This is a genomic window from Pseudomonas sp. Van50 (assembly GCF_055390755.1).
The window spans coordinates 2,852,678-2,878,284 of record NZ_AP024343.1 but is presented as its reverse complement, the minus strand read 5'-3'; the positions used below and the strand labels follow the sequence as shown (position 1 = coordinate 2,878,284).

General features: G+C 61.0%; 17 protein-coding genes and 3 pseudogenes. 14 read left to right on the top strand and 6 right to left on the bottom strand.

Annotated elements, in window-relative coordinates; all coding sequences use genetic code 11:
* The first annotated feature begins 67 nt into the window (after positions 1–67).
* The 4 genes from ACZ5M5_RS12640 to ACZ5M5_RS12625 all read left to right on the top strand — a co-directional run bounded on the left by ACZ5M5_RS12640 (position 68) and on the right by ACZ5M5_RS12625 (position 5,882).
* On the top strand, positions 68–1,255 hold the full coding sequence (locus ACZ5M5_RS12640) for an acyl-CoA dehydrogenase family protein (protein WP_103308117.1): 1,188 nt from the start codon (positions 68–70) through the stop codon (positions 1,253–1,255).
* Complete coding sequence (locus tag ACZ5M5_RS12635; protein ID WP_103308116.1) at positions 1,252–2,211, top strand: D-isomer specific 2-hydroxyacid dehydrogenase family protein; 960 nt, start codon at positions 1,252–1,254, stop codon at positions 2,209–2,211. The genes ACZ5M5_RS12640 and ACZ5M5_RS12635 overlap by 4 nt, the downstream gene beginning before the upstream one ends.
* A gap of 416 nt (positions 2,212–2,627) precedes the next feature.
* Positions 2,628–4,760 carry a TonB-dependent receptor gene (locus ACZ5M5_RS12630; RefSeq protein WP_464739123.1) on the top strand — a complete coding sequence of 711 codons (2,133 nt, stop codon included), beginning with the start codon at positions 2,628–2,630 and terminating at the stop codon, positions 4,758–4,760.
* A gap of 144 nt (positions 4,761–4,904) precedes the next feature.
* Complete coding sequence (locus ACZ5M5_RS12625) at positions 4,905–5,882, top strand: aliphatic sulfonate ABC transporter substrate-binding protein (RefSeq protein ID WP_464739122.1); 978 nt, start codon at positions 4,905–4,907, stop codon at positions 5,880–5,882.
* A gap of 46 nt (positions 5,883–5,928) precedes the next feature.
* Here ACZ5M5_RS12625 and ACZ5M5_RS12620 read toward each other — a convergent pair whose 3' ends face one another.
* The 3 genes from ACZ5M5_RS12620 to gcvA all read right to left on the bottom strand — a co-directional run bounded on the left by ACZ5M5_RS12620 (position 5,929) and on the right by gcvA (position 8,526).
* A complete protein-coding gene (locus ACZ5M5_RS12620; RefSeq protein WP_464739121.1) occupies positions 5,929–6,690 on the bottom strand; it encodes an SDR family oxidoreductase in 762 nt (253 codons plus the stop codon).
* 34 nt (positions 6,691–6,724) lie between these two features.
* A complete protein-coding gene (locus tag ACZ5M5_RS12615; protein WP_464739120.1) occupies positions 6,725–7,552 on the bottom strand; it encodes an EamA family transporter in 828 nt (275 codons plus the stop codon).
* A gap of 68 nt (positions 7,553–7,620) precedes the next feature.
* Positions 7,621–8,526, bottom strand: coding sequence for a transcriptional regulator GcvA (gcvA, locus tag ACZ5M5_RS12610; RefSeq protein WP_060742841.1), 906 nt, complete (start codon positions 8,524–8,526; stop codon positions 7,621–7,623).
* A gap of 370 nt (positions 8,527–8,896) precedes the next feature.
* Here gcvA and ACZ5M5_RS12605 point away from each other — a divergent pair, with 370 nt between their 5' ends.
* From ACZ5M5_RS12605 to ACZ5M5_RS12595, 3 genes are all read left to right on the top strand, one after another.
* Positions 8,897–9,172, top strand: a complete 276-nt coding sequence (locus tag ACZ5M5_RS12605; RefSeq protein ID WP_060742842.1) for a hypothetical protein — start codon at positions 8,897–8,899, stop codon at positions 9,170–9,172.
* Between the two features lie 171 nt (positions 9,173–9,343).
* Positions 9,344–9,784: a hypothetical protein gene (locus ACZ5M5_RS12600; RefSeq protein ID WP_060742843.1), complete on the top strand. Its 441-nt coding sequence runs from the start codon at positions 9,344–9,346 to the stop codon at positions 9,782–9,784.
* Between the two features lie 30 nt (positions 9,785–9,814).
* Positions 9,815–12,724 carry a DUF4132 domain-containing protein gene (locus tag ACZ5M5_RS12595; protein WP_464739119.1) on the top strand — a complete coding sequence of 970 codons (2,910 nt, stop codon included), beginning with the start codon at positions 9,815–9,817 and terminating at the stop codon, positions 12,722–12,724.
* Between the two features lie 54 nt (positions 12,725–12,778).
* Here ACZ5M5_RS12595 and ACZ5M5_RS12590 read toward each other — a convergent pair.
* A pseudogene (locus ACZ5M5_RS12590) lies at positions 12,779–13,692 on the bottom strand (LysR substrate-binding domain-containing protein).
* Between the two features lie 186 nt (positions 13,693–13,878).
* On the opposite strand from ACZ5M5_RS12590, the gene ACZ5M5_RS12585 reads away from it, so the two are divergent.
* From ACZ5M5_RS12585 to ACZ5M5_RS12555, 7 genes and pseudogenes are all read left to right on the top strand, one after another.
* Positions 13,879–15,399 carry an ABC transporter substrate-binding protein gene (locus ACZ5M5_RS12585; RefSeq protein WP_060742846.1) on the top strand — a complete coding sequence of 507 codons (1,521 nt, stop codon included), beginning with the start codon at positions 13,879–13,881 and terminating at the stop codon, positions 15,397–15,399.
* A 104-nt stretch (positions 15,400–15,503) separates the two neighbouring features.
* The gene (locus ACZ5M5_RS12580) at positions 15,504–16,421 is read left to right on the top strand and encodes an ABC transporter permease (protein ID WP_024077467.1); all 918 of its coding nucleotides are present in this window, start codon (positions 15,504–15,506) and stop codon (positions 16,419–16,421) included.
* Between the two features lie 32 nt (positions 16,422–16,453).
* Complete coding sequence (locus ACZ5M5_RS12575) at positions 16,454–17,332, top strand: ABC transporter permease (protein WP_464739355.1); 879 nt, start codon at positions 16,454–16,456, stop codon at positions 17,330–17,332.
* 31 nt (positions 17,333–17,363) lie between these two features.
* The gene (locus ACZ5M5_RS12570) at positions 17,364–18,380 is read left to right on the top strand and encodes an ABC transporter ATP-binding protein (protein WP_060742848.1); all 1,017 of its coding nucleotides are present in this window, start codon (positions 17,364–17,366) and stop codon (positions 18,378–18,380) included.
* Positions 18,377–19,366: an ABC transporter ATP-binding protein gene (locus tag ACZ5M5_RS12565; RefSeq protein ID WP_464739118.1), complete on the top strand. Its 990-nt coding sequence runs from the start codon at positions 18,377–18,379 to the stop codon at positions 19,364–19,366. Before ACZ5M5_RS12570 ends, ACZ5M5_RS12565 begins: the two co-directional genes overlap by 4 nt.
* Positions 19,363–20,786: pseudogene (locus ACZ5M5_RS12560) on the top strand (M20 family metallopeptidase). Before ACZ5M5_RS12565 ends, ACZ5M5_RS12560 begins: the two are co-directional and overlap by 4 nt.
* Complete coding sequence (locus ACZ5M5_RS12555) at positions 20,783–21,937, top strand: M20 family metallopeptidase (protein WP_464739117.1); 1,155 nt, start codon at positions 20,783–20,785, stop codon at positions 21,935–21,937. Before ACZ5M5_RS12560 ends, ACZ5M5_RS12555 begins: the two are co-directional and overlap by 4 nt.
* Before the next feature lie 548 nt (positions 21,938–22,485).
* Here the strand turns inward: ACZ5M5_RS12555 and mdeB are convergent.
* Positions 22,486–25,181: pseudogene (gene mdeB / locus ACZ5M5_RS12550) on the bottom strand (alpha-ketoglutarate dehydrogenase).
* Positions 25,178–25,600, bottom strand: a complete 423-nt coding sequence (locus tag ACZ5M5_RS12545) for a hypothetical protein (RefSeq protein WP_081015449.1) — start codon at positions 25,598–25,600, stop codon at positions 25,178–25,180. Before ACZ5M5_RS12545 ends, mdeB begins: the two are co-directional and overlap by 4 nt.
* Positions 25,601–25,607 lie beyond the last annotated feature (7 nt).

The following is a 25,607-nucleotide window of genomic DNA, read 5'->3' as shown; positions in this document are numbered from 1 at the left end:
GGGGAGCTTGTTCCCTCGCCATAAGGGTCGCATCCGGGCCTCACCTTTTTGATCGAGTGAACGCACCATGAGTCTTTCTTCTCCACGCCCACCCTCGCTGCAATCGGTCGATGTCGCCGACTTCGACACGTTGCTCGAACGCATCGGCAGGCAACTGGCAGCCACGGCCCACGTCTATGACGAGAGCGGCGCCTTTCCCCGGGACAATTTCACGTTGCTGCACGAGCATGGCCTGTTGGCCCTGACGGTGCCCAAGGCATTGGGCGGTGGCGGCGCCAGCCTGGTGCAGGCACGCAAGGCGATCAGTGCGGTCGCCAAGGGCGAGCCTTCCACGGCGTTGATTCTGGTGATGCAGTACCTCCAGCATTCGCGCCTGCAGGACAATCGGAACTGGCCCGAGGCATTGCGCTTGCGAGTGGCCCAGGATGCCGTGAGCGAAGGCGCGCTGATCAATGCCTTGCGTGTCGAGCCCGACCTGGGCACCCCGGCCCGTGGCGGGCTGCCGGCGACCATCGCCAGGCGTACCTCCGAAGGCTGGCGCATCAGCGGGCGCAAGATCTACTCCACCGGCAGTCACGGCCTGACCTGGTTCAGCGTCTGGGCGCGCAGCACCGATGAAGATCCGCTGGTGGGTGCCTGGCTGATCCACAAGGACACACCCGGGATCAGCATCGTCGACGACTGGGACCACCTGGGCATGCGTGCCACCTGCAGCCATGAAGTGCGGTTCGACAACGTGCTGGTGCCACTGGATCACGCGGTCAGTGTCAGTCGCTGGAGTGCGCCGCAGCCCGAACTGGACGGCGATGGTTTCCTGTGGATGTCGGTGTTGCTTTCGGCGGTCTACGACGGCGTCGCCCAGGCCGCGCGGGACTGGTTCGTGGATTGGCTGGAACAGCGCAAACCGTCCAACCTCGGCGCTGCATTGGCGACCCTGCCACGCTTCCAGGAAACCGTCGGGCACATCGACACCTTGCTGTTCGCCAATCGCAGCCTGCTGGATGCCGCCGCCGAAGGGCGCACCCCGGCGGCTCATGCCGCGCAATTGAAATACCTGGTGACCGGTAACGCCATCCGCGCTGTCGAACTGGCCATCGAAGCCTCCGGCAACCCCGGCCTGTCGCGGCACAGCCCGCTGCAACGGCATTACCGCGACGTGCTGTGCAGTCGCGTCCACACCCCGCAAAACGATGCCGTGCTGCAAGGCGTCGGCAAAGCGGTGTTTGCCCAACGCCAGAAAAAGGACCTTGCATGAGCACGCTCGTGATCGCCAGCCAGCTGGATAAAGACTTCAACGATGTGATCCGCCAACGCCTCGAACAGACGTACCCCGGCGCACAAGTGCTCGACGCGCCGGCCGGCGTGCCAAGCGACCTGCCGGCCGAAGTCAGTGTGTTGCTGGCCCGGCCCATCAACGTGCGCGGCTACCTGGCGCCGGACACGCCGCCGCCGGGCTGGCCCTACGGCCTGAAATGGGTCCAGGTGGTGTCTTCAGGCATCGACTTTTACCCCAAGTGGCTGTTCGATGGCCCGCCGGTGAGTACCTCCCGGGGCAGCGCCGCCGACAACATTGCCGAATTTGCCCTGGCGTCGATCTTCGCGGCGGCCAAACGCCTGCCGGACATCTGGGTGCACGACTCGCAATGGCAGTTCAGCGCCCTGACGCCACTCAAGGGCAGCACCCTGGGCATTCTCGGCTTTGGTGCGATTGGCCGCAGCCTGGCGGCCAAGGCCCGTGCCCTGGGCATCCACGTGCTGGCGTTGCGGCAAAGCCAGGCGCCGTTCGAAGTGGAAGGCGTCGAGGCCGCGCAGGACATCCACCAGCTGTTTTCACGCTCCGATCACTTGGTACTGGCCGCGCCGCTGACCGATGCAACGCGGCATATCGTCAACCGTGCGGTGCTCGCCAGTGCCAAGCCGGGCTTGCACCTGATCAACATCGCCCGCGGCGGCCTGCTGGACCATGGGGCGTTGCTCGCGGCCCTGGACGATGGCACCCTCGGCCTGGCCTCACTGGACGTCACCGACCCCGAACCGCTGCCCGACGGCCATCCGCTCTACGCCCACCCCAGGGTGCACCTGTCGCCCCACACTTCGGCGATCTCCAGCAACAGCCGCCATGAAATAGCCGACAGCTTCCTGGCCAATCTTGAGCGCTTCGTGAACGGGTTGGCGTTGGAGAATCAGGCGAACGTACAACGCGGGTATTGATTCCAGCAGAACCATCGTCATCGCGGGCAAGCCTCGCTCCCACAGGTCATGTACATAACCTGTGGGAGCGAGGCTTGCCCGCGATTGCGTCATGTCAGCCAAAGACAAAACATCAGATTTACGCATTTAATCCAAAAACTTAATGTTTATTTTTTATAATTAACTTATAACAAATCGGACTTTTACAGCACTCTATTATACAAATACTGTTACAACCATCACCGACCCCTGACCAGGTGGAGGCTCTCGGAACGCTATGTTTTTCCGGCCGACACCACTCCACGGTCAATTGCACACCCAAACCTGAAACCGGCCCGAAGCCACCGCCCCCATGGCGTTCACCGCCATGACCACGGCAACGCTTTGCCCAAAAAAAAGACCACACCCACGCAGCATCTACACACCAGGGGTTCACCATGCACGACACCTTCACTGCAAACCGCTTGGCACTGGCCGTATCGCTGGCCTTGTTCGGGCTGTCGGCCCACGCCGAAGAAAACACCCAGGAGGGTGCCCTCCCCGTTGTCACCGTTACCGCAGAACACCGCAGCGAGGACTTGCAGAAAGCCCCGCTGGCGATTTCCGCGTTCGATGAAAACGCCCTCGAGGACAAGCAGATCAAGAGCATCCGCGACCTTTCCGGGCAGGTTCCGAACCTGACCCTCAGCCGCCAGTCGATCTCCTACAGCGCGCAGACTTACGGGATTCGTGGCATCGGCGAGACCGATCCGATCCAGGAAGCCGCCGTGGCGGTCTACGCCGATGACCTGTACATCCCCCGGGCGATTTCCTCGATGCTCGACTTCAACGACGTCGAGCGCGTCGAGGTCCTGCGTGGCCCCCAAGGCACGCTTTACGGGCGCAACAGCAGCGCCGGCGCGATCCGCGTGATCACCCGCGACCCGACCCAGGAAACCCGTGGTTTCTTCGAGCTTGGCGCCGGCAACTACAACGCCCGGAACGGTCGACTGCTGATCAGCGGCCCACTGGTAGACAACGCTCTGTTCGGCAGCTTTTCGGCGATTCGCCTGACCCGTGACGGCACCGTCTCCAACCCCACCCGCGGCGAGGACGTGAATAACGTCGACCTGCAGTCCTACCGCGGCAAGTTGCGTTTCAACCCCATCGATTCGCCCTGGGATGTGCAACTGACGCTGGCCGGCACTTTCGACCGCGGCGACACCACCAGCTATACCCCCTTCGATGCCGATGGCCACTTCGACAAGTTCAAGAGCTACAGCAGCCTCAATCCGAAGAACCGCCTCGATCAGGGCAGCTCGGTGCTGCGGGCGATCTACACCCTCGACGATCATCTGAGTTTCAAATCGGTGACCGCCTACTCAGCCTTCAACCAACCGGTGGACTATGACAATTCCGGGCAGGCGGCCCTCATTCAGAACAGCCTGATCACCTACAAACAGGACTATGCCACCCAGGAGTTCCAGCTCAACGGCGACTACGACGCTTTCAGCTTCAGCACCGGCCTGTACCTGTACCGGGAAAAATTCGATGCCGAGCGAGACAGCCTGACTTACTCGATTGCGCGCAACCGAGTGATCGGTCAGGGTCAATACAGCACGACCAATACCGAAAGTTATGCGTTGTATGGCCAGGGCAGTTACAAAGTCACGCAACAACTGTCGCTGATCGCCGGCCTACGGTTCACCCGCGAACACAAGAACTTCGACTACACCAACTACGTGGTCAACACCGACCGGCAGATCACCGGCACCAATTTCAGCGCCAACTCAAGCAAATCCTGGCAATCCACCAGCCCGAAACTCGGCTTCGAATACGCCTGGACGCCACACCTCAACCAGTACGCCTACGTCGCCAAAGGCTTCAAGGCCGGCGGCTACGACAACCGCGCGCCGACCCAGGCCGCCGCCGAGCAAGCATTCTCTCCCGAAGACGTGACCACCTGGGAAACCGGCTTCAAGGGCGACTTCTTCGACCGTCGCCTGCGCGCCAACCTCGCGCTGTTCTACAACGACTACAAGGACCTGCAAACCAACGCTTATGACCCGGCCCTGGGCGTCAGCCTGCGGACCAACGTGGGCCAGGCCCACACCTACGGCGTCGAATTGGAAACCCTCAGCGCGCTGACCAACGACCTGCAACTGACGTTCAACCTTGGCTACCTGCAAAGCCAATACGACGACTTCGAAAACGCCAGCGGCGCCGGGATCGATGCCAACGGCAAGCAACTGGTGTACTCGCCGCGCTGGAACACCAGTGTCGGCCTCAACTACACCATCCCGGCGGGTTTGCCCGGCACCTGGTTGGCTGGCACCGATGCGCAGTTCCAGACCAAGTCCTATGCCAATGCGCTGAACGACGACGTCCAGGAAATCCCCCAGCAGACCTTCTGGAACGCCAACACCCGCTACATCTCCGGCGACGGGCACTGGACGACCACACTGTCGGTGAAAAACCTGCTCGACCGCGCCTACCCGCAAGCGGTCGGTTATGTGCCCGCAAGCGGTGCTCGCTACTACTCCGTCAACGATCCGCGAACCCTTTTGTTGTCGGTGCGCTACGACCTCTGAGGCCCGGCGCAATGGGGCAGCAGCGGCCGTTTTGACGAGTGCAAAGACGCCTAAGCTAATGCACAAAAAGTATTTATAAATTGGTTTTTATAACCATAGGATTCCGTGGTGTTCATCCACCCCTTAGTCAATATCGAGCATGCCATGTCAAGACTCATCAACCATCCCCGGGCGATATTGCATCACCCCGCTCTGACCGGCCTGGTCGTTGCACTGGTCCTCTCCACTCTTGCGCTCCCGGCCCAGGCTCGGGAAACCCTGCGCATCGGTTACCAGAAATCATCGACCCTGATTACGCTGCTGAAAACCCAAGGCAAACTGGACAAGGCGCTCGCCCAGGCAGACATCGAAGTGAGCTGGCACGAGTTCCCCAGCGGCCTGCCACTGCTGGAAGCATTGAATGTCGGTAATGTCGACGTCAGTGCCGACGTGGCCGATACCGTGCCGATATTCGCTCAGGCCGCGCAGGCCAAGCTGACTTACTTCGCACAGGAAGCCCCCTCGCCCTCGGCCCAGGCCATTGTCGTGGCCAAGGATTCCCCCTTGCAGCAACTGGCGGATCTGAAAGGCAAGAAAGTCGCTGTCACCAAGGCGGCGGGCGCCCACTACCTGTTGATCGCGGCCCTGAACAAGGCAGGCCTGAAGTTCTCGGACATCCAACCAGCCTACCTGTCCCCCGCGGATGGCCGGGCGGCATTCGAGAATCATAAAGTCGATGCCTGGGTCACATGGGAACCGTTCCTCAGCGGTGTGCAGCGGCAGCTACCAACGCGAACCCTGGCTGACGGCAGCGGGCTGGCCAGCTACAAGCGTTATTACCTGACCAGCACCCCCTTCGCGAAGGCGCACCCTGAAGTGCTGAAGGTGGTATACGAGCAACTGCAGGACGCTGGCAACTGGATCAAGAACCATCCCCGCGACGCGGCGCAGGTCCTGGGCCCGTTGTGGGGCAATCTCGATGTGGAGACGGTCGAAGCGGCCAACGCCCACCGCAGTTACCAGGTACAACCGGTAAAAGCCGACCAACTGGATGAACAGCAGAAAATCGCCGATGCCTTTTTCGCCGCCGGGCTGTTGCCCAAGTCGGTGGATGCCCGCGATGTGGGAATCTGGGCACCTTGACACGGTGCCAGACCACGCCTTTTGAAAGAAGAACTCGATAACCGGTCTACTTCCCTCCGGTCACATCCAAGAAGGTACCCGTCACAAACGAAGCCTGCGGCCCCGCCAACCAGAGAATGGCCCGCGCCACCTCCTCCGGCTGGCCGCCACGGCCCATGGGGATCGTCTCCTTCACCCGGTCGACTCTGCCCGGCTCTCCCCCACTCGCATGCATCTGGGTATAGATATGCCCGGGTCGAACGCAGTTGACACGAATGCCCTCCCGGGCCACTTCCTTGGCATAACCGGTCGTGAACGTTTCAACCGCCCCCTTGGACGCTGCGTAGTCCACGTATTCATTCGGGCTACCGAGGCGGGCTGACGCCGAAGAGATATTGATGACCGCACCGCCACGCCCGCCATAACGGTAGGCCATGCGCCGGGTCGCATGTTGCGCGCAGAGCATCGGGCCCAAGGTGTTGACCGCAAAGATTCGCTGCATGCGCTCGAAGCCAAGATCCTCCAAGCGAGATTGGCGGGCCAATATCGAAGCGTTGTTGACCAGCACATCGATTCGTCCGAAGCGCAGGTCGAGGGTGGCGAAGAGTTCGGCGACCTGTGCTGGGTCGGCGTTATCGGCACGCACCGCCAAGGCGCGGCCCCCCTTGGCCTCGACTTGCGCTGCCACCGACAACGCCGACGCCTCATCGGCGATGTAGGTCAGCACGACGTCGTAACCTTGCTCAGCGGCCAGCAGGGCGGTCGCCGCCCCGATCCCGCGCCCGCCTCCGGTGATCAGGATCACGGGGTTTTGCGAACGGTCATTCATGGTCAATCCTCACAGCCCAATGAAAAAAGCAGCGTCAGCCGATCACCAGCGTACCGAGGGCAATGACGGCGCAGGCCAACAGCTTGCGCAAGGTCAATGCTTCGCCAAGAAATGCGTACCCGATCAAAGCGGCGAACATGACACTGGTTTCGCGCAGGGCGGACACCGCCCCCATCGGGGCATGGGCCATGGCATAGATCACGACGCCGTAGGCCAGCAATGAAACCAGCCCGCCAGCGAAGGCCACGGTGATACCTGGTCGCAAGGCAAAGAGGCTCCTGGCATCTCGCAGTCCGATATAAACCAGGGGCATCATCACGCCCCACAACAGGCACATCCAGGCGGTGTAGGCCATTGGCGCCCCGGAGAGGCGAACACCTATGCCATCGACAACGCTGTAGGCGGCAATGAAAAAACCAGTCCCCAGTGCATAGGGCAAGTCAGGCAACGTCCGCCGGCGCCCGGTATAAGCGAGCGAGAGGATTCCGGTCGACACCAACGCAATACCCAGCAGTCCACTCGGCGCCACGCGCTCGTCCGCGAACAGCGAAGCGGCCAGGACAATCAGGATCGGGGATACACCACGGGCGATTGGATAGGTCTGGCTCAGGTCGCCGGACTTGTAACTGCGCACCAGGAACAGGTTGTAACCCACGTGCAATACCGCGGAGAGTCCGACGCAAAACCAGCTGGCACGGGCGGGCGGCGCCAGCAGCACCGCCACGATGACGCTCGCCAAGGCTATCGCCATGCACATGATGGTCATGGACCACAAACGGTCGGCCCCCCCACGCAGCATGGCATTCCAACTGGCGTGTAGCAGCGCGGCGAACAAGACGAGGCAGATGATGTGTAAGGGCATGCATCATCCTAGACCGATCGAGTCGCGCTAAAAAAGCAAAGTCTCTTCATCCCGGCATGAGGAAAACCTCATGTATAAGCGTGCTGAGCGTCCAGGGCCTGAGTAACCAGCCAACGACGAAAGCCGGTGATATGAGGCTGAGTCTCGATCCCCTTGGGGCATACAAAGTAATACGCCAGGGGCGACGCGCACGGCAGTTCGAAAAGCCTTTCAAGACGGCCGTCATTGAGCTCGGCTTCGACATGCCCGCTGCGTGCCAGCGCGATACCGTGTCCCAAGAGCGCCGCCTCGATGGTCATATTGGTATCTGCGTAGCGAATGCTTTCCTTCAAGGTCGTGACCTCGACGCCCACCTGGGCAAACCACTGCTCCCATTTCGGCACCAACGCTGCGCCATCGCGCGTAAGCAGTGGATAGCGCAGCAATTCGGCGGCCGTTTGAGGTGTACCAAAGCGGGCAAGCAACGCTGGGCTGGCGACTGGGAAAATCTGCTCGCGGAACAGGAATTCTGAAAACAGCGAAGGGAAATGCCCGTTGCCCAGGCGGATAGCCACGTCCGGGTCTGTCGTCGAGAAGTTGATGGGGCTATCGGTGCTGTCCAGGGTAAGCAGGATTTCCGGATGCGCTTGCGCCAAATCAGGAAGCCTGGGCAGCAACCACTTCAAGGCGAAAGAATAGGTCGTGCTCACGCTCAGCCGCTGCCGCCCGTTTTGCTCGCGCAAATCGGCCAGGGTGGCCTCGAGCTTCATGAAGAACTCCCGCACGATGGGCGCAAGCGCTGCGCCTGCCGAGGTCAGGTGCAGCGAGTTACCGCGATGAAACAGTTGCAATCCCCAGAGCTGTTCCAAATGCTTGAGCTGGTGGCTCACTGCGCTCTGTGTGACATGCAACTCCTCTGCTGCCGCGGTGAACGTGGCGTGCCGCGTAGCGGCTTCAAAGGCGCGCAGGCTCGAAGAAGGAGGAAGGTTTCGCATGATGTTCCCTTCTATGAGTAAACGCTCATGCTAGCGCCTTTGCCTCTGTCGTTGTAGGCAAGCTGTGCAACGACGGGCTTGCTGGCGCGGGGTCAGCTTGTAGTGATGTTGGATGTACCGACGCTATCGCGAGCAAGCTCGGCTCCCACAGGGGTTCCCGGGTGTTCATGGACCCCACGTTCACCCTCCCCCGGCACGCGGATGACGCCAAGTTATTGGCATAAAAATCGATGAAATAAAAATATATTAATACAGCGACAGTTTCCCGACGCGCGGTACCAACGTGCCATTGCTGGCGATTTAAATCGAAGCTCATTATCCGAAGGCAACCCCGCTAAACGTTTAGGCCAGCCGACCTGGACTACAGGATGTGTTCACTCGCATCGCGCAAGGGAGCAATACGGAGATGATGACTGTTTATTTTGTTGTGATGACGATCTGCAGTGGCATCGAAGGTTGTGTCGAGGAGCGAAAACCAGGGCCTACCTTCGCGACCAGGGCAATGTGCATGGAGACGGCCCGGGTCATGGCGCCGCGCAAAGGTGTGAAGTTCAAATGTCGCAGCGAGCGTACGGTGGTGGTCGAGACGTCGCCGATAGAAGGTTACGGCAAAATCGTCTCCACCAAGAGCACAGTCCAGCCTTAGCACTACGTTTTTTTCGCCAACAACAGAGGTTCATCGGCCGCTCGGCACCGGGAGGCTGACTGGCGAATATCGTCAAGATGAAAAGAGACCGCGGCGCGATGAAATTGACTGCACACAGGGCTATGCTACGGTGCCATCCGCCCGGCTGGCCTGGTTTGCAAGGAATGCGTCATGGAGTTCGTGGTTCATAGCTATTGCCTGAAAGGCGCACGCCAAGAGCCTTTGCTGCCCCCTGTCACCCTGACACCGACTGCGTCGACCTTGACGGTCGCCGAGCTCATTCGCCTGACCGTAGCCGAACAGATCGCCGCGCTGTCGGTCCAGCACTGGCTGGAACAGATGTCAGTGCGTGAAGTGCTCGACCGCCAATACCTGAGCGAACGGGACATTCTTCGGCAAGCCAGTGAAGGCGCGGTGGTCATGCCCCAGGCCTGCGCGCCTGCAGACCTGGATGTCGACGTTGAGGTCGAACGAGCCTTGAAGGGTTTTGAAAGCCGTGCGTTCCGCGTCCTGCACAACGGCGTCATGCTGCAAAGGCTCGATGAGACAATCGAACTGAGTCCCCCTTCCACCCTCGCGTTTATCCGCTTGGTGCCGCTGCTTGGCGGTTGATCCTCGTCACTCACTTCTTCGGACAACATCATGCCGTCACGCCGTCCTGTGCCTGAACAAGCCACACGCCTCGCAGCACTGCGAGCATTCTGTGATAGAGCGCTGGATGACTATCCCGAGCTCAGCCAGCATGACGAATTCGAGCCCGATTTCTGGGACGATATCGACTTCCTGCGCCTGGCCGATGACTGGGTCAGGCAGCATCCCGAGGATGGACCCAAGGCACTGGCTGATGGTTTTGTGTTCCCGACCGTTTGGGACGATCTGGAGGACCGCCGCGATCAACAGCGCTACGGTCTGCAATATCGACTCTGCGATGCCTGGGTCACGGCTCACCCGGATGCCTATGCGCTGGAGCAGATCTGCGCGCGACTGCAGCACATGCTGCAATTTGCCTTCGAGGACAGTGACTATCCACTGCCCACTGACGAAGATGGCCCCGCCTATTACCGAAGAAGTCCGGACCAGGCCTGGGCCTTCCCCGATGTTCAGGCCTGCATCCAGCGCCTGAGCGATTACCCGTCCACCCCGGCCTGGCAGACCTTCGCCGAATGGTTGCTGGACGGCAGCTGGAACCGCGAGCAGCCCCCTTCGACGCCGGGCGGTGAACAAAGGAAAATCGCCGATGCATACATCTACGGGCACAAGGAAATCAGGCGCATCGCCCTGGGCCTGATGGAAGCGGGTCGCCTCGATTACCCGCGCTTCGTCCGGGCGGCCAATACCTGGGGCCGCGCCATGATGTTCTACTCAGACGACAGCGGACTGGACAGCGACGATGTGGACCTGAACCGGTACGTCGATGAAGATTTCGACGAAGACGACTCAAACGACGATGACCCGCAAGACAGCGATAATGAGTCATCTCAGCCTGACGACGCCCCCACCGAAGTGCCCTCGGAACTGGCGAACTTCACCGTTCGTTACGTCGAGGACGCCCTGGCTGGATTGCCCGATGACGCCGAGAGGCTGGCTGACACCTTCCGCTCGGTCGAGGTGTATCAGACCCGCTGGTTGCTGCAGGCCTTGGCGGTCATCGAACGACTGGGCATGACGCCGGACGACTTTGACAGCTTCGGCGATACGGCCGCGGTGCTCCAATGCTTCCTGCTGCTTCAGGATTTGCCCAAAGACCAATCGGCAGCGCTGCTCGCGGCGTTGTCCGGCTTTTCAAGAAATACCCTGCTGACCGCCCTGCCCTACGCCGGACAAGCCAGCCGGGTGGTGCTCGATGCGCTCGGCTGGAGCGATCTGCACGCTTTCCAGCGTGAATACCTGAACATTGCCCTGGCACCTCGATCCGGCTGGGGCACCGACCTGCCCAATACGCTGGATGAAACCGTGGGTGTGGTGGACCGCTATCTGCTGGACAAGGCGCTGGCCGAGGCCGACCCAGACCACCTGCGCGAGTACCTCGCGGCGCTCGAACCCTCGCATTGGGCATTTCCCGAGACCCGTGTGCTGCTCGACGCCTACCAGGGCATCGGTCGAGCGGCGCTGGAAAAGAAGTTGACCCGCCATGCACAGGCGGCCATGCGCATCTATGGTGTACTGCCCGTCAAGGATGCGGACGACGTACGCCAACGCTATCTGACACTCAAGAAACTGCACAAAGAGGTGCGCAAGTACGGCGCTGAACGCCAGGCCAACTCCCACGCAGCGGTGCAGGCAGGCCTGGAAAACCTGGCGCGTGTCGCCGGCTACCCCTCGGCGATTCGCCTGGAATGGGCCATGGAATCGGAGATCGCCGAGTCCGCCCTGACCGCCGCCACCATCGATGGCTATGACGTCACCCTCGTCATCGACGGTTTGTCACCCACGTTGCACATCTGCAAGGCCGCAAAGACGCTCAAGACCGCACCGCCAGCGATTCGCAAGAACGCAGACTTCATCGCCCTCAAAACGCAGCAGACCCAGCTCAAGGAGCAGATCGGCCGCTTCTGCCGCACCCTGGAAGCGATGATGAGCAGCGGCGAAACCCTGGCCCTGGACGACCTGAAGCCGCTGTTGAAAATGCCCGCCGTTCGCCTGCTGCTGGAACAACTGATCGTGCAGGCCGACGAGGCTGCGCTGGGCTGGCTCGATGTCGCAACGCTGACGGTGACGGACCTAGAAGGCCGCCAACACGTCGCTGAAAAGACCCTGCGTATCGCTCACCCTTTTCATCTGTTCACGGCAGGGCAACTGTCGGCCTGGCAGAAAGACGTGGTGATCCATCGCCGCGTGCAGCCGTTCAAACAGGCCTTTCGCGAGTTGTACCTGCTCACACCGGCCGAGCGAGACACCGGCCTGTGGTCCAACCGCTTTGCCGGCCACCGCCTGAAAGCCAACGTCGCCGCCCGGTTGCTACAGGTCCGCAACTGGTCGACCTCCAGCGTCGAGGACATCTATTACGAGAGCAAAGAGCACGGCATTTATGCCTTGTTCAACTTTCTGGATACCGGTCATTACCTCTCGGAAACAGAACACTTTACCTTCGACACGATTGCGTTCCACCGCGACCACAAAGCCATCCCTCTTGAGCAAGTGCCGCCGCTGCTGTTCTCGGAAGTCATGCGTGACGCCGACCTGCTGGTCTCCGTGGCCCACGCCGCAGACGACTACAGCACCAGCCACGAAACCGTGCAACGACGTGCCGAACTGGTCGGCGAGCTGATTCAAGGGCTAGGGCTGCGAAACGTTAAATGCGAAGGGCATTTTCTGCACATTACCGGTCAGCGTGCGAACTACCGCATTCATCTGGGCAGCGCCGCCATCCATATCGAACCCGGCAATTACCTGTGCATCGTGCCCGCAGGCAGCCACGTCACGGACTTCTACCTGCCGTTCGCCGACACCGACAAGAAAATGGCCGAGGTGCTGAGCAAGATGTTTCTGTTGCTGGATGACATGAACATCACCGATAGCCTGATCCTGGAGCAAATACAGCGCGGCGGCTGATGGTCAAGAAAATCGAATGACGTCATGCAAGCATTGAAAACACACTCACCCGGCTCAGAGCCTGGCTTTCGCCAGATCCGCAATCAGAAAATCCCTGAATGCACAAACCGCTGCCGGTAGATTGCGTCCAGCCATGCTTTGCAGTTCGATGCGCCGCGCATGCATGCCTTCATCGAGGATCGGCAAGCATTGCAGTGCCTTGTCCGCCACCTGCTTGTGCAAGGTCATTTCGCTGGCCAGGCTGATACCCCCTCTTCGCGGACGAAGCTGTAGAGCGAAGCAACGTAATTGGTGGTCAACACCGGGTCGAACAACAAGCCCTGTACACCGCAACAGATGTCGAACAGTTGCCGTATCGTGGTGTCGGCCTTGGGTAACGCAATGGGCCAGGGTTGCAACTCAGCGAGGCTGACCGCTTCACGTCCGGCCAAAGGATGAGCGTTGGAGACCACGGCAAAAATCGCCCCGCTCAGGACATGTTCGACCTTGATTTCCTTTTGCGGCGTCAGGCTGAAGGTCATCGCCAGATCGGCTTCGCCGGAACGAACCTTCTCGGTCGCTTCGGCAGGCGCACAGACCTCCAACGTGAAATGAATGCCCTGATACTCACGCCGGAACGCGCTGATGGTCCTGGGCATGTACTCCAGCGCAAAGCCTTCCGAGCAGGCCACATGCACATGACCTCGTTGCAAGCCATGCAGCTCGGTAATTTCCAGCACCACCTGCTCGGCCTCAAGCTGCGACTTGCGCGCATAAGCCGCCAGTCGTACCCCCGCCTCGCTCAGCACCATGCCCCGGGCACGACGCTCGAACAGGCTGGCATCCAGGGCCAATTCAAGCTTGGCAATCTGCCGGCTCACCGCTGACGCCGCGACGTTCAGCCGTACCGAGGCTTCGCTGATCGATCCGCATCGCGCCACTTCAAGAAAATAGCGCAGTGCCGTGGACTGCACACCATACAGCTGCATCGGCGCCCCCAAGGTTTGCCTTTTCGGCAAAGGAAGTATCGAAATATTATTCTTGTGGCATTGATAGCCTTTCCCTACATTCGTGTCCAGATCAAAAAAAACATGACCTGGTCTTTTTACCCTCCTTTCCGCGTTTGCGATTCGCTGCCCTTTGATTCAACCACTCTCGCCAACGGAGACGACGGCATGGGCATCAAAGGTTTCGCCTGCACTATCGCGCTGATGGGCCTCATCAGCAGTTTTCCGGCTCATGCCGGTAAAGCCAACGACACCCTGGTTTACGCTTCCGACAGCGAGCCTGAAAACATCAGCCCCTATCACAACGATCTACGCGAAGGCGTGATTCTCGGCCGGCTGATCTGGGACAACCTGATCTACCGCGATCCCAACAGCGGCGAATACCAGCCCATGTTGGCCACCCGCTGGACACAGGTCGATGACACCACCATCGACTTCGAGCTGCGCAAAGGCGTCAAATTTCACAACGGCGATAGCTTCACCGCCGACGACGTGGTGTTCACCCTCAACTACGTGGTGTCGCCCGAAGCGAAAGTCGTGACCGTGCAAAACGTGGACTGGATCAAGAGCGCCGAAAAAACCGGTGACTACAGCGTCCGCCTGCATTTGAAGAAGCCCTTCCCTCCGGCACTGGAATACCTGTCCAACGCCGTTCCGATGTTCCCCAAGCAGTATTTCGAAAAGGTCGGCCTGGCCGAATTCAGCCGCAAGCCAATCGGTACCGGACCCTATAAAGCCGTGTCGGTGGTGGCTGGCGAAGGCGTGACCATGGAGATCAACAAGGACTACTTCCCGGACAGCCCGCAAGGCAAGCCCCATATCGGCCACCTCAAGTTCCGGGTGATCCCGGATGCCGAAACCCGCCTGGCCGAGTTGATGACCGATGGTGTCGACTGGACCTGGCGTGTGACCTCGGATCAGGCAGTCGATCTCAAAGGTATGTCGAACCTGACCGTGACCAGCGGCGAAACCATGCGCATCGGCTTCCTGATTCTTGATGCTCGAGGCACCTCCACTGAAAACTCGCCGATGAAAAACCTCAAGGTGCGTCAGGCCATCAACCATGCGATCAACCGCAATGCGCTGGCCACGCAATTGGTGGGGGGCGAAGCCAAACCCCTGCAGGTTGCCTGCTATCCAGGCCAGTTCGGCTGCGATACCACCGCGGCCACGGTCTACGACTACGACCCGGCCAAGGCCAAGGCGCTGCTCGCCGAAGCCGGTTACCCCAATGGCTTCGAGACCGAAATCTTCGCTTATCGCGACCGCGATTACGTCGAAGCCATCATCGGCAACCTGCGCGCCGTGGGCATCAACGCCAAGCTGCGCTTCTTGAAGTACGCCGCCCTGCGCGATCAGCAACGTGGCGGCAAGGTGCCCATGTCGTTTCAGGCCTGGGGCTCGTTCTCGATCCTCGACACCTCGGCGTCGGCCGGCACCTGGTTCAAGGGCAACCCGGACGACAACATCAAGGATCCGCAAGTCCAGGGCTGGCTGCAGACCGCTGACAACGCCCTCGACCCGCAATTGCGCAAGGACAACTACCGCAAGGCGTTGCAGCGCATCAGCGAACAGGCGTACTGGGCGCCGCTGTTCAACTACTCGATGAACTACGCCTACACCTCCGAACTGGCGTTCACGTCGTACCCGGACGAGCTGCCGCGTTTCGTTCAGTCCAGCTGGAAGTGATCCGCAACCGAGCGGATTGATCGAGAGGTGCCGTGGCTTGCGGACCAACCGCACCACGGACACCTCCTCACACACGCCATCCATTGGATATGAGGAAGCTCGCCATGCTTGGATTCCTTCTGCGCCGGCTGGGCATCGCTATATGCGTCGCCATTACCGTGTCGGTGATCAGCTTTTCCCTGTTGCATCTGTCCGGCGACCTGGCCACGGCCATTGGCGGACCGGAAGCCACCAGCGAACAGATCGAACAGATTCGCGTGCAATACGGTTTGAACAAACCGCTACCGACCCAGTACTTCAACTGGCTGGGCGATCTGCTGCGGCTGGACTTGGGCAACTCGTTTTTCTTCCAGGAATCGGTCTACAACCTCGTCGCCAGCCGCTTGCCGATCACCCTCGGGTTAGGAGCCATGGCGCTGGGCATCGCCTTGCTGGTGGCGATTCCACTGGGCGTGCTGGCCGCGGTCAAGCGCGACACCTGGGTCGACCGACTGGCCTTGAGCATCGCGGTACTGGGCCAGGCCATGCCCAGTTTCTGGTTTGCGTTGATGTTGATCGTGGTGTTCGCCGTGACGCTCAAGTGGCTGCCGGTGTCCGGCAATTCGACCCTGCTGCACTTCGTCATGCCGGCCATTGCCTTGGGCTACTACGCAACGCCGGCAATCATGCGCCTGACCCGTGCAGGCATGCTTGATGTGCTCAGTTCCGATTACATCCGCACCGCCCGCGCCAAGGGCCTGCGCCCTGCCCGCGTGTTGTTCAAGCACGCTCTGCGCAACGCCCTGATTCCGGTCGTCGCGCTGGCAGCGGTGGAGTTCGGCTTCATGCTCGGCGGTTCGGTGGTGATCGAAACCGTGTTCTCCCTGCAAGGCATCGGACAACTCGCCTGGGACGCCATCGCCCGTGATGACTTTCCGGTGGTACAGGCCGTGGTCCTGCTGATTGCGGTGATCTACATCATCCTCACCTTGCTGGCCGATGTGCTCAACGCACTGCTCGACCCGCGCATTCGCGTGCGCTAGGAGGCTTACATGAGCACCCCACTACCCTCGCGATCAATGACTACCTGCCACCCCCCAGCAGCCTGAGCCGAATGCTTGGCAAGAGCTTTCGCCATCGTGGTTTCGCCATTGGCACGGTGCTGTTGCTGATCATCTTCACCGGCGCACTCTTCGCCCCGTGGCTGGCGCCTCATGACCCTTATGCGCAAGACGTGATGCTGCGCATGAAACCGCCGGCATGGATGGCCAACGGCACGTGGGAATACGTGCTGGGAACCGACAAGCTGGGCCGTGATTACCTGTCACGACTGCTCTACGGCGCACGTATCTCACTGTTCATCGGCATTGCGGCGGCGTTGATTTCCGGCTTTATCGGCACTGTGATGGGGCTGTTGGCGGGTTACTACGGCGGCAAGGTCGATGCGTTCATCAGCTACCTGATCACCACTCGGCTGGCGATGCCGGTCGTGATGGTCGCGCTGGCCTCGGCCTCGTTGATGGGCGGTTCGCTGAAAGTAGTGATCGTGCTGCTGGGTTGCCTGTTATGGGATCGCTTCGCGGTGGTAGTCAGGGCTTCGGTGCAACAGATTCGCGATGCTGAATATGTGGCGTCGGCCCAGGCGCTGGGCTGCTCGACCCTGCGCATTCTGGTCAGTGAAATCCTGCCCAACCTGGTCGGCGCACTGATCGTCGTCGCAACGCTGGAAATGGCCCACGCGATCCTGCTGGAGTCGGCCCTGTCATTCCTTGGGGTTGGCGTGCAGCCGCCGACGCCGTCCTGGGGCTTGATGATCGCCGAAGGCAAACCCTACATGTTCTTTTCCCCGTGGGTCATCGCCATTCCTGGCGTCGCCCTGATGATTCTGGTGCTGGGCATCAACCTGGTCGGCGATGGCCTGCGCGATCTGATCCTGCCCGACGGTCGCAACTGATAGACGGCCTTACTAATAGAGGGTACCGAACATGGCACTACTCCATGTTGAAAACCTGCGCGTGGACATCCCCATGGGCAACAGCCCGACGCCGGATGACATGCTGCATGCCGTGCGCGGTCTGAGCTTTGAAGTCGAACGCGGTGAAATGTTGTGCATCGTCGGCGAATCCGGCTGCGGTAAATCCTTGACGTCGCTGGCGCTGATGGACCTGTTGCCACGCAAGGCCAAACGCACCGCGTCCCGGCTGACACTGGACGGAATCGACATGATCGGCCAGAGCGAACGGCACATGTGCGACCTGCGCGGAAACCGTCTGGCGATGATCTTCCAGGAACCGATGACCTCGCTGAACCCGGCCTACAGCATTGGCGATCAGCTCAGCGAAGTGCTGACCCAGCATCGCAAGGTGTCGCGCAAGGATGCCTTGGTTCGCGCCGGGCGGATGCTGGAGAAAGTCGGTATCAGCAATGCCACCGAGCGCTTGCGTCAGTATCCGCATCAACTGTCTGGCGGTTTGCGCCAGCGGGTGATCATCGCCATGGCGTTGATGTGCGAACCGGACCTGATCATCGCCGATGAGCCCACCACGGCCCTGGACGTGACCATCCAGGCGCAGATCCTGCGCTTGATCCGCGACATTCAGAAAGAGCTCGGCCTGGCGGTGATTTTCATCACCCACGACCTTGGGCTGGTGGCACGGATCGCCGATCGGGTCGCGGTGATGTATGCCGGGGAAATCGTCGAAACCGCCCCTGCCCTGCAACTGTTCGAGAACCCGCAGCATCCGTACACCCGTGGTCTGCTGGCCAGTATTCCAATCCCTGGCCGGACCAAACCGGGCGAGGCCCTGGGTTCGATTCCAGGCCTGGTGCCAAGCCTGGTAGGCGAACAGCAAGGTTGCGCGTTCCGCAATCGTTGCGCTCAGGCGATAGCGGCCTGTGCGCAAGACATCCCCGAAGTCGAGCAGGACGGACACATGGCGCGCTGCCTGTTCGCCGCACCGGCTCCGGCACCGATTCGCCTTCTGGAGCGCGCAAGGTCATGAAAAGAGACATCACGTTGGAGCTGTGTGACATCCGTCGCGAGTTTCGGATCAACAAGGGCTTTTTCAAACCCGCCGCCATCCTGAAAGCCGTGGATGGTGTTTCCCTGCGCCTGATGCGTGGCGAGACCCTCGGCCTGGTGGGTGAGTCCGGTTGCGGAAAAAGTACCCTGGCAAAGCTACTGCTCGGTCTGTTGGCGCCTACCAGCGGCGATGTGCTGGTCAATGGCAAACATCTGGCGGCGACAGATCGCAAGGAAATGGCCCGGCACATCCAGCCGATATTCCAGGATCCATATTCCTCGCTGAACCCACGCAAGACACTGCGGGAAATCATTACCCTGCCGCTGATCGTGCATGACATCGGCAGCCCCGCCGAGCGACGCAAGAAGACCGAAGCGATGCTCGATGTGGTCGGCCTGCCCAAACGAGTCATCGACAGCTATCCGAGCCAATTGTCCGGCGGCCAGCGGCAACGGGTGGCCATTGCCCGGGCGTTGATCATGCGCCCTGACGTGTTGATCTGCGACGAACCCACCTCGGCGCTGGACGTGTCGGTGCAGGCGCAGATTCTCAACCTGCTGCAAGACCTCAAGCGCGAATTCGGCCTGACCTATCTGCTGATCAGCCACAACCTGGCGGTCATCGAACACCTCGCCGACCGGGTCGCGGTGATGTACCTGGGGCGCATCGTCGAAGAACGGACTCGCGAATCGTTGTTCGCTGAACCCGGCCACCCGTATACCCGCGCCTTGCTGGATTCGGTGCTCACGCCCGATCCGCGCCTGGGCATTCCCGAAATCGGCCTGCACGGCACCTTTCCCAATCCGATGTCACCACCGTCCGGCTGCGCTTTCCACCCGCGCTGCCCGAGCTGCTTCGCCCCCTGCAAAACGGCCTACCCGGCCAATGATTCAATTATCGGCGGCAACGTGCGTTGCCACCTTCACGACAGTCCCGCCCACACACTGGAGCTTGTCCACTCATGAGTCGTTCACTGGCCATCAGCAACACCACAGCGCAATTTGACAACGGCGCATTTTTCAATCTGCTCGAACGCAGCGTCGCCTTGCACACCGAAAGCCAGGCAACGGACAGCCAGCCCGAGTTGTTTCGCTACCTCCATGACTTCATCACCCCGCATGTCGAGGCGATGGGCTTCAGCGTCAAGATCTATGACAACCCGGTGGCAGAGCGCGGTCCTTTCATGATCGCCACCCGCATCGAGCATCCGGAACTGCCGACCGTGCTCAGCTACGGCCACGGTGATGTGGTGCGCGGCTATGAAGCCCAATGGCGTGAAGGCCTGTCGCCGTGGCAAGTCATTGCCGAGGGCGATCGCTGGTACGGCCGCGGCACGGCGGATAACAAAGGCCAGCACCTGATCAACCTGACCGCGCTGGAGCAAACGCTCAAGGCTCGCGACGGCAAGCTGGGGTTCAACGTCAAGCTGCTGCTGGAAATGGGCGAAGAAGAAGGCTCGCCGGGCTTGAACGCGTTCTGTGCCGCCCACAGTGAAGAGCTCGCGGCGGATATTTTCATCGCCTCGGACGGCCCACGCCTGGCGGCATCGCGACCGACGATTTTTCTCGGCTCACGGGGGTGTTCAACTTCGAGCTGGTGGTCAATCTGCGCGAAGGCGCCCATCACTCTGGCAACTGGGGCGGGTTGCTGGCCAACCCCGGGATCATTCTGGCCAATGCCATCGCGAGCATGGTCGATGAGCACGGTCGGGTGAAAGTGGCGGGCCTGATGCCCGAGACACTGCCTGAACCGGTTCGCCAGGCACTGGCCGATATTGAGGTGGGTGGCGGACCGGGCGATCCGGAAATCGACGCCAACTGGGGTAACCCCGAGCTCTCCCTGAGCGAAAAGGTGTTCGGCTGGAACACCCTCGACGTCATCGCCTTCAAGACCGGCAACCCGGACGCCCCCGTGCATGCGATCCCCGGCAAGGCCAATGCCCACTGCCATATCCGTTTCGTGGTGAACAGCGACTACACGACCTTTATCCCGGCCGTGCGTGCCCACCTGGATGCTCATGGTTTCAGCAATGTCGAGGTCAAGCAAAGCCACGTCGAGGTGATGCATGCCACTCGGCTGGACCCGCAAAGCCCGTGGGTCAATTGGGCGCTCGGCTCCTTGGCCCAGACCACCGGCAAAAAACCCGCGCTGCTGCCGAACCTCGGTGGCTCGCTGCCCAACGATGTGTTCGCCGACGTACTCGGCCTGCCAACCTTGTGGGTGCCGCACTCGTACCCGGCCTGCTCGCAACATGCGCCGAACGAGCACTTGCTGGCACCGGTGGTCAAGGAAAGCCTGCAAATCATGGCCGGGCTGTTCTGGGACCTGGGCAACGACGCGGCACGCCTGACCCAGGAACATCAGTTGCGGGAGCAGGCGCAATGAATGCCACGCCACAACAGGCGCTGGACTGGCTTGCTGACCAGCGCCCCGCTATGGAAGCGTTGCTGCAGCGTATCGTCGACACCGACTCCAACAGCTATGACAAGGCCGGCGTCGACGCGGTGGGGGCGCTGCTCGCGGCGGAACTGGAAGCCGACGGCATCCTGCTCAAGCGCATGCTGGTCGATGGTTTTGGCGACGTGATGCTCGCCGAAGTGCCAGGCGAACCTGGAAAGCCGGTGTTGCTGCTGGGCCATCGCGACACGGTGTTCCCCAAAGGCACCACCACGACGCGCGGCTACAGCCGCGATGGCGACCTCGCCTTTGGCCCCGGCGTCGCCGACATGAAAGGCGGCCTGGTGCTCAATTGCTTCGCCCTCAAGGCACTCAAGCGCGCCGGCCAGTTGCCCTATCCGGTGCAGGTCCTGTACACCGGTGACGAAGAAATCGGCTCCGGCAGCGCCAGGACCCATATCGAACAGGCAGCCCGTGCCGCCCGCGCCGTGCTCAATACCGAACCCGGCCGGGCCAGTGGCAACGTGGTCAGAGCACGCAAAGGCGGCGCCACGCTGATCATCGAAGTCAGCGGCCGCGCGGCGCATGCCGGGGTCAACCATGCCGACGGCGCCAGCGCCATCGAGGCCCTGGCACGCAAAATCGTCAAGCTCCATGCCTTGACCGATTACTCGGCAGGCATCACGACTAATGTGGGCCTGATATCCGGGGGCACGTCCAGCAACACCGTCGCACCGAGCGCCTCGGCCCGGCTGGACGTGCGCTTCATCGAACTCAAGCACTGGGATCAAATCCTTACGGCAATCCTGGCCATCGTCGCCGAAGAAGAACTGATCGGCACCCATGCCATCCTCAAGGAAGCGACCACCTTTCTACCGATGGAAGCCCGTCACAGCGAACGATTGCTGCACATCTACCAACAAAAAGCCCTGGCACTGGGTTTCAGCGTCGAAGGCGAGTTCACCGGCGGTTGTGCCGACTCCGGGTTCACCGCCAGCCTGGGCATTCCAACCCTGTGTGGCCTCGGGCCGGTGGGTGGCAAGGTCCATACCGATCGCGAATACCTGGAACTGGACACGCTGGTGCCACGCGCCCAGGCGTTGGTAGCGACCATCCTGGCTGTTGGCGAGAGCAGTTGAGATAACGGGGCGTCGAGATCAAAGTCCAAAGCAAGAACACGAGCAGGATACACGTCCAGCCTCTATGTAGCCGGACCACCGCTATCGCGAGCAAGCTCGCTCCCACAGGGGGTTGCGGGTGCCCACAGCATCTGCACACGCCACAAAAACCTGTGGGAGCGAGCTTGCTCGCGATGAGGCCAGCCAGCCAACATCCCTGTAACTGAACCACCGCCTTCGCGAGCAAGCTCGACATCCCTGTGACCGAACCACCGCCATCGCGAGCAAGCTCGCTCCCACATGGATTCGCGGGTGGTCACAGCATCCGCACACGCCACAAAAACCTGTGGGAGCGAGCTTGCTCGCGATGAGGCCAGCCAGCCAACATCCCTGTAACTGAACCACCGCCTTCGCGAGCAAGCTCGCTCCCACATGGATTCGCGGGTGGTCACAGCATCTGCACACGCCACAAAAACCTGTGGGAGCGAGCTTGCTCGCGATGAGGCCAGCAAGCCCAACATCCCTGTGACTGAACCACCGCCTTCGCGAGCAGGATGAAGCCGGCGGCCTCAAGCGTCCCAAGGGGCCACGGCGTCAACGTCAATGGCGTAACGTTCGATGGCCTCGGCACAGACACTGGCATCCAGACGCCCCTCATGCACCAGGGAGGTCAGCGCACTCAGGACGATCTGGTGGCGGTCCACTTCGAAGAACCTGCGCAGTTGGCCGCGGGTATCGCTGCGGCCAAATCCATCGGTGCCGAGTACCGTGTAACGGGCATCGAGATAACTGGCGATCAATTGCGGCAAGGCGCGCACGTAGTCCGTGCACGCAATGATCGGTACCGAGTCGTTGAGCGACGCCTGGACATGGCTGCGGTGCGAAGGTTGTCCAGGATGCAATCGATTCCAGCGCTCCACTTCCCGTGCCTCCCGGGCCAACTCGGTAAAGCTGGTAACGCTCCAGACCTGACTGTCGATCCTCCAATCGCTCGCCAGCAACCCGGCGGCGGCAATCACTTCGCGCAGGATCGCGCCGGAACCCAACAGCTGAACACGTCCACGGGCATCCTCGACTTCATGCCGGGCAAACAGATACATGCCCTTGATAATGGCCTGTTCGACGCCTTCAGGAAGAGTGGGCTGCGGGTAGTTCTCGTTCATCAGGGTGACGTAGTAAAACTCGTCGACCTGGCGCTCCAGCATCTGGCGCATGCCGTGATCCAGGATCACCGCGAACTCGCCGGCGAATGCCGGATCGTAAGCCCGACAATTGGGGACCATCGCCGCCATCAGATGACTGTTGCCGTCCTGATGCTGCAGGCCTTCGCCACCCAATGTCGTGCGGCCTGCGGTGGCACCGAGCAGAAAACCGCGGGCCCGTTGATCCGCCGCCGCCCAGATCAGGTCGCCGATGCGCTGGAAGCCGAACATCGAGTAATAGATGTAGAACGGCAGCATCGGCAAACCATGCACCGAATAGCTGGTCGCCGCTGCAACCCAGGAACTGATCGCCCCTGCCTCGCTGATGCCCTCTTCGAGAATCTGCCCGTCCAGGGCTTCCCGATAACTGAGGATCGAACCAATGTCCTCCGGCTCATAACGCTGCCCCACGCTGGAGTAGATGCCGATCTGCTTGAACAGGCTGGCCATGCCGAACGTACGCGCTTCATCCGCCACGATCGGCACGATGCGCGGGCCCAGTTGCTTGTCCCGGAGCAAACCGCTGAGCATCCGCACGAAGGCCATGGTGGTGGACATTTCCTTGCCTTGGGCGGCGACGGCGAACCCGGCATAGCTGTCTACATCAGGTACGGCCAATGACTCGCTGGCCGAAGGTCGCGCCGGCATGTAGCCGCCCAACGCCCGGCGACGTGCATGCAGGTAGCGCATTTCCGCGCTGTCGTCGCTCGGCTTGAAGAAGCTCAGGGAGGTGGCCTGTTCATCGGTCAACGGCAGGTTGAAACGGTTGCGGAACGCGATCAACGCCTCATTATCGAGCTTCTTCTGCTGGTGCACGGTCATCTTGCCCTGCCCGGCGTCACCCATGCCGAAGCCCTTCTTGGTCTGGGCCAGGATGACCGTAGGTCTCTTGCCCTCGAGCATTGCGCTTTGATACGCGGCAAAGATTTTCACCAGGTCATGACCACCGCGCTTGAGCCGGTCGATCTGCTCGTCGGTCAGGCCGTGGGCCAAATCCGCCAGGGCTTCGTCCTGGCCGAAGAAATGCTCACGGTTGAAGCGCCCATCCTTGGCCGCGAACGTCTGGAACTGGCCATCGACCGTGGCCGACAATGCCCGGACCAACGCACCGTCTTTATCCCGGGCAAACAATCTGTCCCAGTCGGAACCCCACACCAGTTTGATCACGTTCCAGCCCGCGCCGCCGAACAACGCCTCGAGCTCATCGATGATGCGACCGTTGCCACGCACCGGGCCGTCCAGGCGCTGGAGGTTGCAGTTGACCACCCAGACCAGGTTATCCAGCCCTTCGCGCGCCGCCAGGGTCAGCGCCGACATGCTTTCCGGCTCATCCATTTCACCGTCGCCAAACACCCCCCAGACGGTTCGCCCCGAGGTCTTTTGCAGGCCGCGGTGCTCCAGGTAACGCATGAAACGCGCCTGGTAGATCGAGCTGATCGGACCGATCCCCATGGAGCCCGTCGGGAACTGCCAGAAGTCCGGCATCAACCAGGGATGCGGATAACTCGACAACCCCCGGGCGCCATTGGCGCGCGCGCCGATCTCTTGTCGATAGTGCTGCAGATCCTTTTCTTCCAGGCGTCCCTCGAGGAACGCCCGGGCATAGACGCCTGGCGCCGAATGCGGCTGGTAGAACACCAGATCACCGCCGCCGGTTGGGGTGCGCGCCTTGAAGAAGTGATTGAAGCCCACTTCAAACAGATCCGCCGCGCTGGCATAACTGGCGATGTGTCCGCCCAACTCCCCATAGGCGTGATTGGCCCGGGCGACCATCGCCAGCGCATTCCAGCGCATGATCGATGCCAGACGCTCTTCGATGGCCAGGTCCCGGGAAACACCGGTTGCCGCTCAACGCTGATGGTATTGATGTAAGGGGTGCCATGGCTGGGCCGCCAGCCGATGGCCGAAGTGCTTGCCACGGCCAGCAGCATGTCGAGGATCTGTTTGGCCCGGTCCGTGCCACCGTGGGCTGCGACCGACAGCAAGGCCTCGCGCCACTCGGCCATTTCTTCATCCTCAACAGCCTGGACCGGCCATTGGGCATGGGGATTGGACAGGTTCATAGGCAACTCCTGCAGGTGTCGGGTATCGCTTCGAGATGGCGCGAATGGCTTCCTCGGGCGAGGCTTTTGACTTGCTCTACCGCGGCAATGACGGAGCGCTCGGCTGCCTCGTCTGGTGCGACCGGGTAGAGGCATGGCTGGCCAATGGAAAGGTCGTGCAAGACGTGCTCATCCAGTTCACCGAGCACCACAAAACAGTAGTCACTCTTGGCCATTTGCACGCCAACCAGCTTGCCATTCACGGTGTTCACTGTATCGACATGGATCAGCGCAACATTGTCAAAACAGCTGAACCCCTGATGGATCAAATCAATATGATCGCTATCGAGTCCGCTCACGATGACCACGATACGCGTACAACTGGAAGGCTCGCGCATCCACTTCATTGCGTGGATACGCCCCTCGGCGGTTCGGCTCATAAGCGTT

Bases quoted from the DNA above. Each gene is read 5' to 3' on its own strand.
- ACZ5M5_RS12580 (WP_024077467.1), top strand. From the start codon at position 15,504: ATGCTTGGATTCCTTCTGCGCCGGCTGGGCATCGCTATATGCGTCGCC.
- ACZ5M5_RS12630 (WP_464739123.1), top strand. From the start codon at position 2,628: ATGCACGACACCTTCACTGCAAACCGCTTGGCACTGGCCGTATCGCTG.
- ACZ5M5_RS12570 (WP_060742848.1), top strand. From the start codon at position 17,364: ATGGCACTACTCCATGTTGAAAACCTGCGCGTGGACATCCCCATGGGC.
- ACZ5M5_RS12600 (WP_060742843.1), top strand. From the start codon at position 9,344: ATGGAGTTCGTGGTTCATAGCTATTGCCTGAAAGGCGCACGCCAAGAG.
- gcvA (WP_060742841.1), bottom strand. From the start codon at position 8,526: ATGCGAAACCTTCCTCCTTCTTCGAGCCTGCGCGCCTTTGAAGCCGCT.
- ACZ5M5_RS12545 (WP_081015449.1), bottom strand. From the start codon at position 25,600: ATGAGCCGAACCGCCGAGGGGCGTATCCACGCAATGAAGTGGATGCGC.
- ACZ5M5_RS12615 (WP_464739120.1), bottom strand. From the start codon at position 7,552: ATGCCCTTACACATCATCTGCCTCGTCTTGTTCGCCGCGCTGCTACAC.
- ACZ5M5_RS12555 (WP_464739117.1), top strand. From the start codon at position 20,783: ATGAATGCCACGCCACAACAGGCGCTGGACTGGCTTGCTGACCAGCGC.
- ACZ5M5_RS12565 (WP_464739118.1), top strand. From the start codon at position 18,377: ATGAAAAGAGACATCACGTTGGAGCTGTGTGACATCCGTCGCGAGTTT.
- ACZ5M5_RS12635 (WP_103308116.1), top strand. From the start codon at position 1,252: ATGAGCACGCTCGTGATCGCCAGCCAGCTGGATAAAGACTTCAACGAT.
- ACZ5M5_RS12640 (WP_103308117.1), top strand. From the start codon at position 68: ATGAGTCTTTCTTCTCCACGCCCACCCTCGCTGCAATCGGTCGATGTC.
- ACZ5M5_RS12595 (WP_464739119.1), top strand. From the start codon at position 9,815: ATGCCGTCACGCCGTCCTGTGCCTGAACAAGCCACACGCCTCGCAGCA.
- ACZ5M5_RS12625 (WP_464739122.1), top strand. From the start codon at position 4,905: ATGTCAAGACTCATCAACCATCCCCGGGCGATATTGCATCACCCCGCT.
- ACZ5M5_RS12620 (WP_464739121.1), bottom strand. From the start codon at position 6,690: ATGAATGACCGTTCGCAAAACCCCGTGATCCTGATCACCGGAGGCGGG.
- ACZ5M5_RS12585 (WP_060742846.1), top strand. From the start codon at position 13,879: ATGGGCATCAAAGGTTTCGCCTGCACTATCGCGCTGATGGGCCTCATC.